The organism is Gammaproteobacteria bacterium, assembly GCA_015709635.1.
GTDB lineage: Bacteria > Pseudomonadota > Gammaproteobacteria > Burkholderiales > Nitrosomonadaceae > Nitrosomonas.
The window spans coordinates 2062926-2078964 of record CP054180.1 but is presented as its reverse complement, the minus strand read 5'-3'; the positions used below and the strand labels follow the sequence as shown (position 1 = coordinate 2078964).

17 protein-coding genes are annotated in these 16039 nt (G+C 50.6%); 9 read left to right on the top strand and 8 right to left on the bottom strand.

The annotated features are described in order from the left end of the window. The first annotated feature begins 98 nt into the window (after positions 1 to 98). Positions 99 to 602: a methylated-DNA--[protein]-cysteine S-methyltransferase gene (locus HRU78_09895; GenBank protein ID QOJ23919.1), complete on the top strand. Its 504-nt coding sequence runs from the start codon at positions 99 to 101 to the stop codon at positions 600 to 602. After that, the gene (gene xerD, locus HRU78_09890) at positions 589 to 1500 is read left to right on the top strand and encodes a site-specific tyrosine recombinase XerD (GenBank protein ID QOJ23918.1); all 912 of its coding nucleotides are present in this window, start codon (positions 589 to 591) and stop codon (positions 1498 to 1500) included. Before HRU78_09895 ends, xerD begins: the two co-directional genes overlap by 14 nt. Before the next feature lie 16 nt (positions 1501 to 1516). On the opposite strand, the gene HRU78_09885 is transcribed toward xerD, so the two are convergent. Continuing rightward, positions 1517 to 1990: a disulfide bond formation protein B gene (locus HRU78_09885; GenBank protein ID QOJ23917.1), complete on the bottom strand. Its 474-nt coding sequence runs from the start codon at positions 1988 to 1990 to the stop codon at positions 1517 to 1519. Positions 1991 to 2142: 152 nt separating this feature from the next. Between HRU78_09885 and HRU78_09880 the strand changes: the two genes are divergently transcribed. Continuing rightward, positions 2143 to 2484: a hypothetical protein gene (locus tag HRU78_09880; GenBank protein QOJ23916.1), complete on the top strand. Its 342-nt coding sequence runs from the start codon at positions 2143 to 2145 to the stop codon at positions 2482 to 2484. A 25-nt stretch (positions 2485 to 2509) separates the two neighbouring features. Here HRU78_09880 and HRU78_09875 read toward each other — a convergent pair whose 3' ends face one another. Then, positions 2510 to 2884: a DUF423 domain-containing protein gene (locus HRU78_09875; GenBank protein ID QOJ23915.1), complete on the bottom strand. Its 375-nt coding sequence runs from the start codon at positions 2882 to 2884 to the stop codon at positions 2510 to 2512. A 193-nt stretch (positions 2885 to 3077) separates the two neighbouring features. After that, positions 3078 to 4445, bottom strand: a complete 1368-nt coding sequence (locus tag HRU78_09870; protein ID QOJ23914.1) for an exodeoxyribonuclease VII large subunit — start codon at positions 4443 to 4445, stop codon at positions 3078 to 3080. Between the two features lie 358 nt (positions 4446 to 4803). On the opposite strand from HRU78_09870, the gene HRU78_09865 reads away from it, so the two are divergent. The 4 genes from HRU78_09865 (at position 4804) to HRU78_09850 (ending at position 9415) form a co-directional block, all read left to right on the top strand. Further along, positions 4804 to 5412, top strand: coding sequence for a MotA/TolQ/ExbB proton channel family protein (locus HRU78_09865; protein QOJ23913.1), 609 nt, complete (start codon positions 4804 to 4806; stop codon positions 5410 to 5412). Between the two features lie 274 nt (positions 5413 to 5686). Next, on the top strand, positions 5687 to 6508 hold the full coding sequence (locus HRU78_09860; GenBank protein ID QOJ23912.1) for a VacJ family lipoprotein: 822 nt from the start codon (positions 5687 to 5689) through the stop codon (positions 6506 to 6508). A 139-nt stretch (positions 6509 to 6647) separates the two neighbouring features. Next, a complete protein-coding gene (shc, locus tag HRU78_09855; protein ID QOJ23911.1) occupies positions 6648 to 8645 on the top strand; it encodes a squalene--hopene cyclase in 1998 nt (665 codons plus the stop codon). Continuing rightward, complete coding sequence (locus HRU78_09850) at positions 8642 to 9415, top strand: phosphorylase (protein ID QOJ23910.1); 774 nt, start codon at positions 8642 to 8644, stop codon at positions 9413 to 9415. The genes shc and HRU78_09850 overlap by 4 nt, the downstream gene beginning before the upstream one ends. On the opposite strand, the gene HRU78_09845 is transcribed toward HRU78_09850, so the two are convergent. The 5 genes from HRU78_09845 to HRU78_09825 all read right to left on the bottom strand — a co-directional run bounded on the left by HRU78_09845 (position 9398) and on the right by HRU78_09825 (position 12694). Next, a complete protein-coding gene (locus HRU78_09845; protein QOJ23909.1) occupies positions 9398 to 11170 on the bottom strand; it encodes an ATP-binding cassette domain-containing protein in 1773 nt (590 codons plus the stop codon). The genes HRU78_09850 and HRU78_09845 overlap by 18 nt on opposite strands. Positions 11171 to 11224: 54 nt before the next feature. Continuing rightward, on the bottom strand, positions 11225 to 11680 hold the full coding sequence (locus HRU78_09840) for a hypothetical protein (GenBank protein QOJ23908.1): 456 nt from the start codon (positions 11678 to 11680) through the stop codon (positions 11225 to 11227). 13 nt (positions 11681 to 11693) lie between these two features. Next, on the bottom strand, positions 11694 to 12053 hold the full coding sequence (locus HRU78_09835) for a type II toxin-antitoxin system VapC family toxin (protein QOJ23907.1): 360 nt from the start codon (positions 12051 to 12053) through the stop codon (positions 11694 to 11696). Beyond that, entirely contained in the window at positions 12040 to 12264 is a 225-nt protein-coding gene (locus HRU78_09830) for a hypothetical protein (protein QOJ23906.1), read from the bottom strand. Before HRU78_09830 ends, HRU78_09835 begins: the two co-directional genes overlap by 14 nt. 148 nt (positions 12265 to 12412) lie before the next feature. Then, positions 12413 to 12694: a peptidylprolyl isomerase gene (locus HRU78_09825; protein QOJ23905.1), complete on the bottom strand. Its 282-nt coding sequence runs from the start codon at positions 12692 to 12694 to the stop codon at positions 12413 to 12415. 135 nt (positions 12695 to 12829) lie between these two features. Between HRU78_09825 and HRU78_09820 the strand changes: the two genes are divergently transcribed. Next, positions 12830 to 13495 (top strand): ABC transporter ATP-binding protein, encoded by a 666-nt coding sequence (locus HRU78_09820; protein ID QOJ23904.1) that lies wholly within the window; start codon positions 12830 to 12832, stop codon positions 13493 to 13495. Continuing rightward, on the top strand, positions 13492 to 16032 hold the full coding sequence (locus HRU78_09815) for an FtsX-like permease family protein (GenBank protein QOJ23903.1): 2541 nt from the start codon (positions 13492 to 13494) through the stop codon (positions 16030 to 16032). Before HRU78_09820 ends, HRU78_09815 begins: the two co-directional genes overlap by 4 nt. Positions 16033 to 16039: the final 7 nt, after the last annotated feature.

The following is a 16039-nucleotide window of genomic DNA, read 5'->3' as shown; positions in this document are numbered from 1 at the left end:
AGATTCAAGTTTCGCTTGAAACTTCTCTGTATTTCAGCTGTCCATCGTTTGCATACAGAAGCGTTGAACAATTTTTCAGGTAAATGCTCAGGTAAACAGTGAGTAGATCAAAAAAAAATCAAATTGCAGATTCAATCGAAACGTATCAGGCAAAGCTGCTGACACCATTTGCTGTACTCGGTATCAAAACGGAAGAAGATTGGCTTACTGCCATTGACTATTTGCCGGTCGATACCGGTACATTAGCGCCGCAAACTTTGCTGGCGAAAGAGGTTTGCAGGCAGTTGCAAGCTTATCTGATCAAACCGGATTTTATATTTGATCTAAGTTTGCATATCGGCGGAACAACTCATCAGCAGCGCGTGTGGCAGGTTATTCAGGCAATTCCGAGTGGAGAAACGAGCAGTTATGCGGAAATTGCAGTGCAATTGCACTCTGCACCCAGAGCAGTAGGCAGAGCATGCGGCGCCAACCGGATACCGATCATCATACCTTGCCATCGGGTTATTTCCAAAAATGGCGGATTAGGAGGTTTCATGAATGCGAGTGATGGAAATCCTCTCGAAATCAAACGTTGGTTATTGCAGCATGAGAGCGCCTGAACTCAATGCCGGTCTGCTGGATGAATTTTCCGATGCTTTATGGCTGGAAGATGGCTTATCGCGCAATACGCTCGACAGTTATCGCAATGATTTGCAACTTTTCAGCGAATGGCTTAGAAAGCGCAATCAAGATAACAGGGTACTGACTGATGCTACACATACCGATCTGCTTGAATTTTTAGCCTCCAGAGTTTCCGCTAAGATCAAGGCCAGTACGACCAGTCGTGAATTATCCAGCCTAAAGCGTTTCTATCGTTTTTTATTACGTCAGGGAAAAATTACCACGGACCCAAGTCTTAATATTGAAACGCCGAAATTGCAGCGTAGCTTGCCGGAGAGCTTGACAGAGCAAGAAGTCGAGTTGTTGCTGAGTGCTCCTGATCTTAAATATCCACTCGGTTTACGCGATCGTGCCATGCTGGAAGTTTTGTACGCCAGCGGATTACGTGTATCGGAATTGATCAATTTGAAGTATTCGCAGCTCGGTATGGACATGGGCGTTTTGCGAGTCATGGGCAAAGGCAGAAAGGAGCGTCTTGCACCATTGGGAGAAGAGTCTCTTGAGTGGTTAAGTCGTTATACCAAAGAAGCAAGGCCTGCGCTGTTAAATGGTATTGTCACGGATACCATATTTGTAACAGCGCGCGGTGCGGCTATGACACGTCAGGCATTTTGGTATTTGATTAAACGCTATGCGCAAGTTGTCGGCATCGAGAAGCAGCTTTCCCCGCACACCTTGCGGCATGCTTTTGCTACCCATCTGTTGAATCACGGTGCAGATTTGCGAGTAGTGCAATTGCTGCTTGGACATGCCGATATTTCCACCACGCAAATTTACACCCATATCGCACGTGAACGCCTGAAACAGTTGCACGCCAGGCATCACCCGCGAGCCTAATCAACCTGCAGTCGGGTTATTTTTTAGCCAATAACACATAAAGCGCGAGACTTCCCAGGCTCGTAAAAGCAATCAATGACCAATCGGGGATAGTGAGCGATAAAAACTGCCAATCGATATTGGCGCAATCACCATTGGCTTCGAACATTCCAGGCCACCAAGCGGCGATCGGCAAAGAATTTAGAAAAGCTTCTTCGGGACTGATGCCGCATTCAAACGCTTCAGGATATCGTATCAGCCACGCATGCCGCGCGGCGATGACTATGCCCGTGAAGGCGAATCCACATAACAAGAAACCGTAGATCTGGCGTCCGATCATTTTGGGGTTATGAAGAAACGCGAGCAGCGCGGTTAACCCCAATAGCCAGTAAGCAACACGCTGTGCCACGCACAACGGGCAGGGTAACAATCCTTGCGCGTGCTGTAAAAATTGCGCATAACCTAGAAGACCGATACAGCAAAGTAGAATAAATAAAAACAGTAGTTTCATGTTGTTTTTCTCTTCAATCTAATTGATCGCTTGGTTTATCCATTTAGCATTTGTGGATTTCGGATAGTTTGTTATTATGAGCAGGAAGCTTGTCGAGTATGGATAGTAGCACTGGAGTTTGCTTTTTAATTGTCAAATTGAGGAAATTTACCATGCGAACAAAGATAATGATCATAGTTTTGATTACTTCCACTTTATTTGTCCCTTGTGTGTCGATTGCAGAGTTAGGAAAAATGGACAAGGCTGAAGCTCAAGCAAAAACTAAATTTGACCATATCGGATTGGCCGAGATGTATGAAAGAGAAGTTGATGAAATGAGTGCCAAAGCCGAGGAGCAAAAAAAACTGTTGGAAGAATATAAGCATCATAGCGAATATTATGGTCGGGAAGGCCAAGATTTCCGGGCGCACCATGAAGCTTTATTGCGGGAATATACGAAAGCAGTGGAACGTAATAAAGAAATGGCCGCTTTACACCGGAAAATGGCAATGTAGGCAGGGATAGGCGCGACCAGTCATTTCATTTTTCTTTCCAGATGGCATAGGCAAGCAATAACCAGGCGGTGAGGAACGAAACACCACCGAACGGCGTGATCATGCCGAGTCCGCGCACCTCGGTTACGCTAAGTGCATACAGGCTGAAACTGAACAATACAATGCCCGTCATCATCAGCCAGCCGGAGATCGGTATGAGGCGGGATTTCGGGAAATGCAGCAACAGTAAGCCGACGACGACGATTCCAAAGGCGTGATAAAAATGGTATTGCACAGCGGTGTGATAGACCGTCAGCATATCGGCCGATAATACCCGTTTCAGGCCGTGCGCGCCGAAAGCGCCCAATGCGATACATAAAACCGTATTCAGTGTACCTAAGATGAGAAAAGTTTTTGGCATCGGCGATCCAGTCCTTCTGGTTTTTGTGAAATAAAGTAAAGATTGCGTGAGTGTTTGTGCGTTAGGGAAACGTTGAATAATTGTCTGTGCAAGCGGTCTGCTGCGTTGGGTGGCGCCCGGAAACTCGACTATCTCTATGATATGCCTCATTTCCTGCGTTCCATCCGCTTTGCATCTGATCTTGCACGACGAATTATTCAGCGTTTTCTTGGGAGCTACTGATTTTTGTAACATCCGCTTCGCACATTCCGTGCGCGAATTTTACCTGAATTCGATCACCGCAATGAATTTGTTTGCTGTCATGGACGATGGTGTTCTGCAAGGTGTACGTGATGCTGTATCCGCGCTCCAGTACTGATTGCGGATTCAAATGGGATAACTGTGCTTGCATATGCTGAAGCTTGACTGACAAGATCTCGAAATGGCGGATATATGCAGAATGGAAACGAGCGGCCAATTCCTGTTGTTGTTCTCCGATTCTAGCGATATTGGGACTTGCCACTGCCAGACGTCGATTGAATTCGAATAATTTCCACTGCTTTCTTTCCATTTGATGAGTGTAAGTTTTGCTGAGCCGGTCATGCAGATGGTGCAAATGAAGGGATTGCTGTTTGATCCGATCGCCCGGATAAATGAGACGATGCGACAGAATATCGATCCGTTGCATGACATTCTCTACGCGATGCAACATGATGCGAGCCATGCGCTGCTGCAGTGCGTGCAGGCGTTGGCTTAATTCCTTACGATCCTTGCTTGCCATTTCAGCGGCTGCGGTTGGCGTTGGTGCGCGAACATCGGCGGCAAAATCCGCGATGGTAAAATCGGTTTCGTGACCGATACCGCTGATCACCGGAATGGCGCTGGCAGCGATGGCAAGGGCAACGATTTCCTCGTTGAATGCCCATAAATCTTCGATACTGCCGCCGCCACGGCATACGATCAGCACATCGCATTCCGCACGCTGACTGGCCGTTGTTATTGCCGCAGCGATCATACTGGCCGCGGTTTTTCCTTGTACCAAAGCAGGGTAGATGATAACCGGCAGGGATGGCATGCGGCGTTGCAATGTCGATAGAACATCGCGCAATGCCGCTGTATCGGGAGAGGTGACGATACCGATTTGTTTCGGGAATGCAGGCAGTGGTTGTTTCTTCACCGGATCAAACAATCCGGCTGTGTCCAGTTTTGCTTTAAGCTTCTCGAATGCCTCGAATAATTCTCCTAAACCGGCGCGCCGCATCGTTTCAACGTTGAGCTGAAAATCCCCGCGGGGTTCATAGAGAGTGACCAGTGCCAGCACTTCGACTTGCATGCCATCTTTAGGCTGCCAATCCAGGTATTGATGCTTGTGGCTGAACAGCACACAACGGATTTGCGCGCCGGCATCCTTGAGCGAGAAGTACCAGTGACCGGATTGATAGCACTTCAGATTCGAGACTTCACCTTTTACCCACAGCAACGGAATGTTTTGTTCCAGGAATTGCTTGGTGTTGTTATTCAACTCACTGACCGTGAGCACTTTGTGTGTAAGATTCGTTAGGGGAAAAGGAAAGAGGCTCATCGTGAAAATATGTCATTATCCGCATGATTCATCGTGGCAATCAGCATAATGCTGAAGTCCGGGAAAGTGCTATAATTCCATATAAGTTATTGTTTGTTAACCAATATTGTGTGAGATTAAAAAATAATCAAGGTAGAAAAAATGTTTGAATCTGGTCACTTAATTCTCCTATTGGTGACATACTCACATACTTATCCACAGAAATTGTGGATAGAAAACCGATCATTTTTTGCAGCAAATTTCGTATTGCGATACATTGCATGCCGCACCGGTTTCTTAGTTATAAAATATGCCAATCGGGTAATATAGTGGGACACAGAATGATACCCGGATCTAGAATGAGTGAGGAGACTATTACGTGTTATCGTTAATTCAGGCGGCCGGTTGGCCGATTTGGCCTATTATCATTGCTTCCGTCGTGGCCGTGGGAATTATTGGGGAGCGCATGTGGACACTGCGATTGAGCATTATTGCGCCGAAAGAATTACTGCCCAGAGTGCTGAATGAATATAAGCGCAATGGCGTGAATCCCGAAATGCTGACGCGCTTGCAGAAGCACTCTCCTTTGGGACAAATTCTTGCATCCGGACTTAAGAATGTTAAAAGTACGCGCGAAATCATGAAAGAGTCGATCGAAGAGTCCGGCCGTGTGATTGTGCATGATTTGAATCGCTATCTGACAACATTGGGAACGATTGCCGCATTGAGTCCTCTGATGGGGCTATTTGGTACTTTAGTCGGCATGATTGAGATTTTCGGATCGAATTCGCCCGCCGGTAGTAACCCGGTACAGCTTGCCTACGGAATTTCCGTGGCTTTGTATAATTCCGCCTTCGGGATTCTGGTCGCCATACCCAGTATGATTTTCTACCGCCACTTCCGTGCCAAAGTTGATGATATCGTTATAGAAATGGAATTGCAGGCATTGAAGTTGGTCGAAATAGTGCACGGAGAACGCGAAACCTAAGTTTAATTCAATCCCATCAATTTCAAATGAGAAAAAGTGGTTTTTCCGCAAGGCCGGGATGGTAAATGCGATAAAACATGGTCCAAAGTAGTAGTGTATACTTCGGTCTAATCAATTTTGACTGAAAATACATATAGGAACAGGCAGGTAGCTAAAGATGGTTCGCCGTTGCCGTTTGGTTGCGGAATCTGGGGATCACCAGGTCAAGCCGACTACAACGATGATCAATGGTTTTCTTGCTATGAAATTTGCAGGTCGATTGTTTTACACCTAAATGAACGAGAAAAATGGTATTTTGAGAAATACGAATCCGCTAATAAATCATAGTTATCTGATTGTTATTTTGTTGTTTATCTGTACCATTGCTGTACAAGGCTGTGCATCAGTACCGAAAAATGGTGATCCGGAAGTGGATCCGGTTGATCCGCACGAAAAGATTAATCGCGCTTCTTATGATTTTACCGACAAGGTGGATCGGACGGTGTTTGTGCCCATTGTCAACGCCTACATTGACTATGTTCCTAATGCCGCGCAGCGGTCGATCGGCAATTTCTATGATAACTTATCCTATCCCAATGTCATGCTGAATTCTTTTCTGCAGGGCAAAGTGAAGCAAGGTGCTTCCGATACGTTGCGTTTTTTTGTGAACTCAACGGTGGGAATGCTCGGGCTTTTTGATATGGCATCACATATGGGGTTGCAGAAGAATGATGAAGATTTTGGCCAAACGCTGGGTGTTTGGGGTGTGAATCCCGGGTCTTATTTGTTCATCCCCTTTATCGGTCCGAGTAGTGAGCGTGACGTAACCAATATTCCCGTGGGTATTTTTACTAATGTGTTGTTTTATACAGGTATTGTGGTAGGTTCCTATTTTGCGGCGCCCCTGACCATCCTGGGTGCTATTGATAAACGTGCTCGTTTGATGGGGCCGATGAAAATACGTGATGAAGCAGCGATAGATCCTTATTTATTCGTGCGCGAAGCTTCCATGCAGCAACGTGAATTTCTCGTGCACGATGGTAAACTGCCGTTGGATCTTTATTACGAGCCTTTTCAGGACAATCCTTTTGATCAAGACGGGAAAAAGAAAAAATGATGCGCACCGATCATCACGTCAGGTTCATTCCTATCGGCTATTGACAGAAAGGCTTTTGTATGTAGAAACAAAATGAAGTTGAAGGTGGCGGATGCTTTATCCATTGGGAATTTGTAACGTAATGAGTGCTTAGGAATATATGGACGGATTTCAAAGAATAGCGGATGTATCGCAGCAACGGGATGATTTTACTGTGAGCGGCGAAACACCTGAATTGCATACTGCCTCAACCCTGCATCAGGATGGAATCGACGCCGCCGAGCTGGAAACAAAATTTGCCCAAGCGCATGCGGCCATGCTGGCATTACAGAATGCGGACGGACATTGGTGTTTTCCGCTCGAGGCGGACTGCACCATCCCGGCCGAATATATTTTGATGATGCATTTCATGGACGAAATCGACGTCATTCTGGAAAACAAAATTGCCCGCTTTATCCGTGACAAACAAGATATGACGCATGGCGGCTGGCCACTATACTATGGTGGTGCGTTTGATATCAGCTGTACGATTAAATCGTATTATGCGTTGAAGCTGGCGGGTGATTCACCCGATGCGCCGCATATGGCGCGCGCGCGCGAAGCAATTCTGCATTATGGTGGGGCGGCTAAAGCGAATGTCTTTACCCGTTTGCTGCTGGCCATGTACGACCAAATTCCCTGGCACGGCGTGCCGGTGGTGCCGACGGAGCTGGTACTGTTGCCAAGCTGGTTTCCTTTTCATATCAGCAAGGTTTCGTATTGGTCACGCACCGTGATGATACCGCTGTCCATCCTGTGCACGCTGAAGGCGCGTGCGATCAATCCGCGTAAAGTGGATATCCGCGAGTTGTTCATCGTGCCGCCCGAAGAGGAAAAGAATTATTTTCCCAAGGCGGATACGCTGCTGAAGCGCGCTTTTATGCTGGTTGAGCGCGTCTTGTCACGCGTAGAGCCAAAGCTGCCGCAATCAATCCGGCAATACTCGATCCGTAAGGCGGAGCGCTGGACGCTCGAGCGCTTGAACGGTGAATGCGGTATCGGTGCTATTTTCCCAGCCATGGTCAACGCGCATGAAGCATTGACCTTGCTCGGCTATGGCTACGATCACCCGAATCGCGTGCAATGCCGTAACGCGTTGCGCGGATTGCTGGTCGATGAGGGGGAGCGCATGTGGTGTCAACCCTGCACATCGCCGGTCTGGGATACGGTGCTGACGAGCTTGGCATTGCAGGAAGATCCGACGACCGACCAGGAACCGGTGTTGAAAGCACTGGATTGGCTGGTTGAACAGCAAGTTCTGGAGGAACCGGGCGATTGGCGCGATAAGCGCCCCGATCTGCCGGGCGGCGGCTGGGCTTTCCAGTATGCCAATCCGCACTATCCGGATCTCGACGATACTGCTGCGGTGGCTTGGGCATTGGAGCAGGGCGCAGCGGAACGGCATCACAAATCGCTGGAGCGTGCAGCCAATTGGCTCGCGGGTATGCAATCACGCAATGGCGGTTTTGCGGCATTCGATATTGATAATGTCCATCACTATTTGAATGAAATTCCATTCGCCGATCATGGTGCGCTGATCGATCCACCCACCAGTGACGTAACGGCGCGTTGTGTCGGTTTACTGGGAAGATACGGCAAACATCAGCGCGAAGTTTGGCGCGGCATCAGTTTTTTGCTGCTGGAACAGGAAAAAGATGGCTCCTGGTTCGGACGTTGGGGGACGAATTATGTTTATGGCACCTGGTCGGTGCTGGAAGCTTTCCGGCTGGCCAAATTCGATATGCAGCATCATTCGGTGCGCCGTGCCGTGAAGTGGCTGGAATCGGTGCAAAGAGTGGATGGCGGCTGGGGGGAAACCAATGATTCCTATCTGGATACCCAGCTGGCAGGCCGGTTTCCCGAGACCAGTACGGCATTCCAAACGGCCTGGGCTGTGTTGGGTCTGATGGCGGCGGGTGAAGTTCATAGCGAATCGGTACGCAGAGGAATCCAGTATCTGCTGCATAATCAATCCAACGATCATTTGTGGGAAGAACCGTGGTTTACCGCACCGGGCTTTCCGCGGGTTTTCTATCTGCGCTATCACGGTTACTCAAAATTCTTCCCAATATGGGCGTTAGCGCGCTATCGTACTTTGACAAGGGAAATCACTAATTGAAAATTATTGGAGTTGTTTCAGCGCTGAAATCTGAAGCAAGCTGCTTAGTGGAGAAGCAGCGCTTTCCGCTTTATCAGGTAGTCGAGATCGGAGAGAGAACCTCGTTGTGTCTTAGCAGCATCGGAAGCAAGGCGGCACGTGGCGCAGCATTGAAATTGTGTGAACAGGATATCAATGCCCTGGTCAGTTTTGGTGTAGCGGCCGCAGTGAATAACGAGCTGATTCCCGGGGACCTGGTGTTGCCCGAAGCGGTTATGATGAACGGTGAGATCCTGCCGGTGGATTTGGAATGGCGTAACCGGCTGGCAGGTATAATGACAAAACATGTCACTGTCACTGTCGCTGGCGGGATTCTGGCATCTTGCGAAGAACCGCTGACCTCTTCTCAGGAAAAACTTGCACTGGGGGAAGCGACAGGTGCTTGCGCGGCGGATATGGAAACGGCAGCGATAGCAAAAGTGGCAGCCGATGCCGGTATCTCATTTCTCGCGATTCGCGCGATTGTCGATCCGGTCGAGTTTTCTCCGCCGGAAGCATTGATGAGCGCGGTCTATCCGGATGGCAGTGTGGATGCAATGCAGTTGATTAAATTGGTGCTGAACGGGTCCGTATCGATCAAAACACTGATTCATCTTGCGCTTGGCATGCATGTGGCGCGCTCCGCCTTGATCGAGGTCGTGCAAAAAACCGGACTGACTTTTGCCAGTGACTACATGCCTTCTTACCGTGATCTTCAGGAAAATCAGAGCCAGTCAATCAATAACGAGTGAGCGGAATTGCAATGCCGCCAGTTGTGCGTATAGCAGACTGGATTGCAGCAATTGCGCATGCGTTCCGATGGCATCCAGCCGTCCATGATCGAGCACGGCAATCCGGTCGGCGGATTGCACCGTAGCCAAGCGGTGCGCGATGACCAAGGTGGTGCGGTTGCGCATCAGTTGCTGCAATGCTTGCTGCACCCAATACTCGCTTTGCGCGTCCAGCGCACTGGTGGCTTCGTCCAGCAGCAGAATCGGCGCATTCGCCAGAATCGCCCGGGCAATCGCCAAGCGTTGTTTTTGTCCGCCCGATAAACCCAAACCGGCATCTCCCAAATGCGTTTGATAGCCTTGCGGTAATTGGCAGATAAACTCATGCGCGTAAGCAGCTTCAGCCGCCGCTTGCACATCCGCATCGCTGGCATCGGGGCGGGCGTAGCGCAGATTGTCACCGACGGTGCCGTAAAATAGCGCCGGGTTTTGCGATACCAGCGCAAAGCAGCGGCGCAAAGCAAACAGATCGAGATCCCGGATATCGATGCCTTCCAGCTTAATGGAGCCGGATTGGCTGTCAAAAAAGCGCAGCAGCAAATCAAACAACGTCGACTTGCCCGCGCCGGAAGGGCCGACCAGCGCTAGCGTTTCGCCTGCCCGGACCGTCAAGGTCAGATTGTCGATGGCTAGCACATCGGGACGGGAAGAGTAAGCGAAACACAGTTGATCGATGGCGATATTTCCCGATACATTGGGCAGGAGATGGGGATTTTGCGGCGACTGAATCAGATTCGGCGCTTGCAACAATTCCATTGTGCGCTCGGCGGCGCCTGCGGCGCGCTGCAATTCACCGATGACTTCCGAAATCGATGCAACGGCGGAACCGACGATCACGCTGTAGAAAACAAACGCCGCTAGCTCGCCTGCGCTGATCCGGCCTTCGATCACATCGATACCGCCGACCCACAGCATCAATCCGACAGCCCCCATCACCAGCAAAATCACCAGGGTGATCAACAATGAACGTTGCAGCGTGCGTTGCTTGGCGACGGCGAAAGCTTCCTCAACCTGCGTGTAAAAGGTGCGTTGATCGATGGATTGGTGATTGTAGGCCTGCACGGTTTTGATCTGCCCCAGCACTTCGCCGACATAGGCGCCGACCGCGGCAATTTTGTCCTGACTTTGGCGCGACAAATGCCGCACGCGGCGGCCATAAATCAAGATCGGCACTACCACCAGCGGCACGCAAATCGTCACCAGCGCGGTCAACTTGGCGTTGGTGATAAATAACCAGACGATACCGCCGATCATCATGATCAAATTGCGCAACGCGAACGATACCGATGAGCCGATCACGGTTTGCAGCAACGTCATATCGGCAGTCAAGCGCGACTGGATTTCGAGGCTGCGGTTTTCCTCGAAAAAGCCCGGATGCAGATGGATCAGATGGTTGAATACTTTGCTTCGGATATCGGCAATCACCCGCTCGCCCAGCCAGGTAACCCAGTAATAGCGCGTAAACGTGCCGATGGCCAAGGCGATCACCAGCAGTAAAAAGATCATCACATACTGGCTTAGCAATTCCTTGGATTGCGTGGCGAATCCCTGATCGATCATCAACCGGATACCTTGCCCGATCGACAACGTAATCGTGGCGGTAAATAATAGCGCCAGCAAACTATAGACGACCTGGCGCCGGTACGGCGCGATAAATTGCGCTGCTTTTTTGATGCTCTGCCAGCGGGTTTGTGTGTTCTTTGGGGAATCTGTCATGAATGAATCCCGCCGGATAGCGGGCGCTGCTGTAATTGCGATAAGCGGGATGGATTAATCGTGAGAATCGGGTTTTTGCACAAATCCGGCGATGAGCAGTATCCAAGCGACGATCAGCCCGATAATGGCCGGGATATGCGTCAGTTTGACAAACTGTTCCTGCCACACAGCGCCGCCGCTCGTACCGGCCTGCTGCGCGGCGATTGAGAGCGACTCCGCAGTACCCCACCAGGCATTGGCGACTTCGGAAATGACGGTAAGCCACGTCAAACAAACCGCAATCAGCATGACCAAAGCCGAGCGCGCGCTAACCCGATGCGGCAGTGTAAGAAGCAATACCGCCATCAAAATGAACAACATGCCGTTCAGTACAGCTTGAATATGCGCACTTAAAGCCAATCGTGGAAAAGGCGCATGCGGTATCACTAACCCCCAAATGATGCCGACCAACACCAATGCCAGACCGTGGATCAGGATTTGTCTTGCTCGGTTTTGTATATGCTGGTTCATACCATGAATACTTTTACTGTTTTCCCATTAATCTCTTATCCAGTGTCAGCAATTCAAGCTGATGGTGCTGAGCCGTTGCAGAAATGATTGAATCGGGTAATTTCATTTGTTGATTGCGCCTGATTTCGATTGCTCTGTTTTCAATGCCAATAATGATGGACAAGTTCGTCATTCGAGCCAGTAAAGATTCGATGGTTTTAATATCCGCAAGCGTTATCGCGGGATAGCTCAGTAACTCCATGCGGGTTATCGAGCTATAAGCACATTCGCCGATTTTAACTTGCTTGGACTTTAATAAATCCAGAACCATCGGATTGCGTTGATACAGTCCGATAATAATATTGGTGTCAAGCAGATACTTAATGCCACTCATCGCGCAATTGCATTTGCATGTCCAGCGGATTTTGATATTTGAAGCACGCTATTTCAGGCAGATCGTTAATGATATCAAGCAACAATCCAGATGCCTGTTTCCGTTGGATATACTCATCGACCAGCCGGGTAACAATTTCATCCGGCGAACTATGCTCCTGTTTAGCCAGTGTTTTTAATTTTTCTTCCAATTTTGGGTCTATCGTCAGCATAAAATACCTTTCACTTAATTTTTATCACCATCTGTCAATGTTTACGCAAGCTTATGCTCAAGCAAATGCGGAATCATGGGCCAGCGGTGAATATGGCGATAATAATATGGCACTTACGGCGCATTTCGATTCCAACTCGTTGGTATTTTCAATCGTTGCGCTTCGTCACTTCCACCAAATGATAACCAAACTGGGTTTTAACCGGGCCTTGCACTTCGCCGACCGGTGCGCTGAACACGACGGTATCGAATTCTTGCACCATTTGGCCACGGCCGAATTCGCCTAAGTCACCGCCTTGCTTGCCGGATGGGCACAGTGAATGTTGCTGTGCCAATTCGCTGAAACTGGCGCCATTGGCAATTTCGGCTTTCAGGTTGTTACATTGCTCTTCGGTTTTAACCAAAATATGACGTGCGCTGGCTCTGGCCATAGGATTCTCCTGTATTTATCAAAAATAATTTGTCGTACATGGTACATTTAAGCACAGATTGGCGTGCTGGTTGAAGCATTGTGCCATTTTTACGTTGCGAGGGTTGGATGAAAATTTTGTGTGGTGTCGGTGCGAATGCTTGAGTTAATCAATGTCAACAAAGCGTATGCCGGAGGGCGCAGGGTGCTGGTCGATTTGAGTTATACGCTGAATGCTGGTGAGTATGTCGCGATCATGGGCGAATCGGGGGTGGGCAAGTCGACGTTGTTGAATCTGATCGCCGGACTGGATACGCCGGATTCGGGCGAGATTCGCATTAATGGTGTGGCGATTTCATCGCTCGGCGACGATGCCGCGACGCAATTGCGGCGCGAGCAATTCGGCTTTGTTTTTCAGGCGTTTCATGTGCTGCCGCATTTGACGTTGGCACAGAATATTGCACTGCCGTTGCTGTTGAACGGCGCAAGTACGGAACGTGTGGAGCGGATGCTCGAGCAGGTCGGATTGCAGGGACGCAGCGATCATTTTCCGCGCCAATTGTCCGGCGGCGAGTTGCAGCGCGTGGCGATTGCGCGTGCGTTGATTCACCGGCCCAAGCTGGTGCTGGCGGACGAGCCGACCGGCAATCTCGATCCCGATACCGCGCATGAAATCCTGCAATTGATGCGCACCGAAATCAAAAGCAACGGCGCTACCGGCATTCTCGTGACGCATTCGCATACCGCCGCCGCGACAGCGGACCGGGTGCTGAATTTGACCAAGGATGGTTTGTGTCCGGCCAAACCCGGCGAGCACGTATGAACGTGGCTACGTTATCGCGCTGGCTATTGTTTGGTGAATGGCGCGCGCATCTGGTGCAAGTGACCGTGGCACTGATCGCCATTGCGATCGGCGTGGCCATGGCGTTTTCCATTCATCTGATCAATACCGCTGCGTTCAATGAATTTTCCGCCGCCAGCAAAAGTTTGTCCGGGCAATCGGATTTGCAGGTGCGCGGGCGCAAGGCGTTTTTTGACGAATCGCTGTATCCCAAACTGGTCAACCATGACGGTGTCGCAGTCGCGAATCCGGTGCTGGAGTTCGAGGTGGCGATACCCGGCAAACAGCAAAATAGAAACGATCACAAGTTGAAAATCGTCGGTGTCGATATGTTCCGTGCGATGCGGATTTCACCGGATCTGCTCGGATTGGTTGAAGAAGGGAAAACGCTCGACCGGTTGGCGGACGATGCGATTTTTCTGTCTCCAGCAGCGATGGAATGGTTGCAAGTTGAACAAGGCGATACGCTGCAATTGCACGCCGGATTGCAAACCATCACGCTGCGTGTGGCAGGTGGTTTGGTGCGCGCAAGAGCGGGGCAGCGCATTGCGGTGATGGATATCGGTGCGGCGCAGTGGCGCTTTCAGCAGCTTGGCATGTTGTCGCGCATCGAACTGAAACTGCGCGATGGCGTCAATCACGCGGCATTTAAAGCCAGGCTGGCCGAGGAATTGGGTGAAGCGTATTGGGTGACCGAGGCGGTCGATCAGGAAAAGCGCATTGCCAATATGTCGCGCGCTTACCGCATCAATTTGAACATGCTGGCGCTGGTGGCGCTGTTTACCGGCACTTTTCTGGTTTTTTCCACGCAAGCGCTGTCGGTCATCCGGCGGCGTCAGCAATTCGCGTTGCTGCGTGTGCTGGGTTTTACGCGGCAGCAATTGTTGCGGCAGATCATGACCGAGGGCGGGATTCTGGGGGTGAGCGGTTCGTTGCTGGGATTGACGCTGGGTTATGCGGTTGCGGTGCTGGCGATTCGATTGCTGGGCGGCGATTTGGGTACTAATTTCTTTCCGGGTGTCAAACCGGACATTCATTTCGATCCCTGGGATGCCGGGATATTTTTTGCAGTGGGTTTGAGCGTGATGATGCTGGGAAGCATCATTCCGGCATTGGAAGCGGCACGGGCCAAACCGGCATTGGCATTGCGCTCGGGCAGTGAAGATACGGCGATGGCGAAATTGTCGCCGCCGTGGTTTGCGCTGACTTGTTTGTCGGTCGCGGCATTGTTTACACAATTGCCACCGGTTTTCGAGCTGCCCATTTTCGGTTATCTGGCCATAGTATTGCTGCTGATCGGCGGCATTGCGTTAATGCCGCGTCTGACCGCAGGGTTCTTTTCAATAGTGCTGGCCAAATGGCAGCGCCATCGCAGCGGCGCTGTGTCCACGCTGGCATTGGCGCGTCTGGCGAATGCGCCGAATCAGGCTGCGATTGCGCTGGGCGGCATATTGGCGAGTTTCAGCCTGATGGTCGCGATGGCGATCATGGTGACGAGTTTCCGCATCTCGATCGATAACTGGCTGGGGCGTGTGCTGCCGGCTGACTTATATGTGCGCGCCGCAGCCAGCGGCGATCTACAAACGGATGCGCAAAAGGCGATTGCCGGGCTGCCCGGTTTCGACCGGGTGGATTTTTTCCGCACCCAGCAATTGACGCTCAATGTCAACCGGCCGGAGATTACGCTGTTCGCCCGTCCTGTCGATAAAGCGGATGCGCGCAATACATTGCCATTGACGGACGATATGATCGCTTCGGAATCGTTGCCGGAGAATGTGATGCCGGTCTGGGTGTCGGAAGCGATGGTCGATTTATACGGTTATCGGGTAGGGGAACGAGTAACGCTGCCGATCGGCACGGCGTCCAACGAATTTTTGGTTGCCGGGGTATGGCGTGATTACGGGCGACAGTTTGGCGCTATTCAGATGCAATTGGCGGATTATCAGGCATTGACCGGAGACCAGCGGGTGAATACCGTTGCCTTGTGGTTGCAGGCTGGAACGGATCCGGATACTGCGACGGAAAGGTTGCGGCAATTGCCGTTTGGCTCCGCTTTGGAGATATCGCGTTCGAGTGATATGCGTGCGTTAAGCTTGGAAATTTTTGACCGCAGCTTTGCGGTGACCTATTTGCTGGAATTGATTGCCGTGGTGATCGGTCTGCTCGGCGTGGCGGCGAGCTTTTCCGCGCAAACATTGGCGCGCATCAAGGAATTCGGCATGTTGCGGCATATTGGCGTCAAGCGCCGCCAGATTTTTTCAATGCTGGCGGCGGAAGGCGGTTTGCTGACGGCACTGGGGATGGTGCTGGGGTTTCTATTGGGATGGAGTATCAGCCTAATTCTGGTTTTTATCGTCAATCCGCAATCCTTCCATTGGACGATGCAGCTGCATCTGCCGTGGGATTGGCTGGCCATGATCGCCGTGATTATGCTAATTGCAGCGGCATTGACGGCATTACTGGCCGGACGGCGGGCGGTTTCCGGTGAAGTGGTACGTGCGGTAAAGGAGGATTGGTAATGAAGCC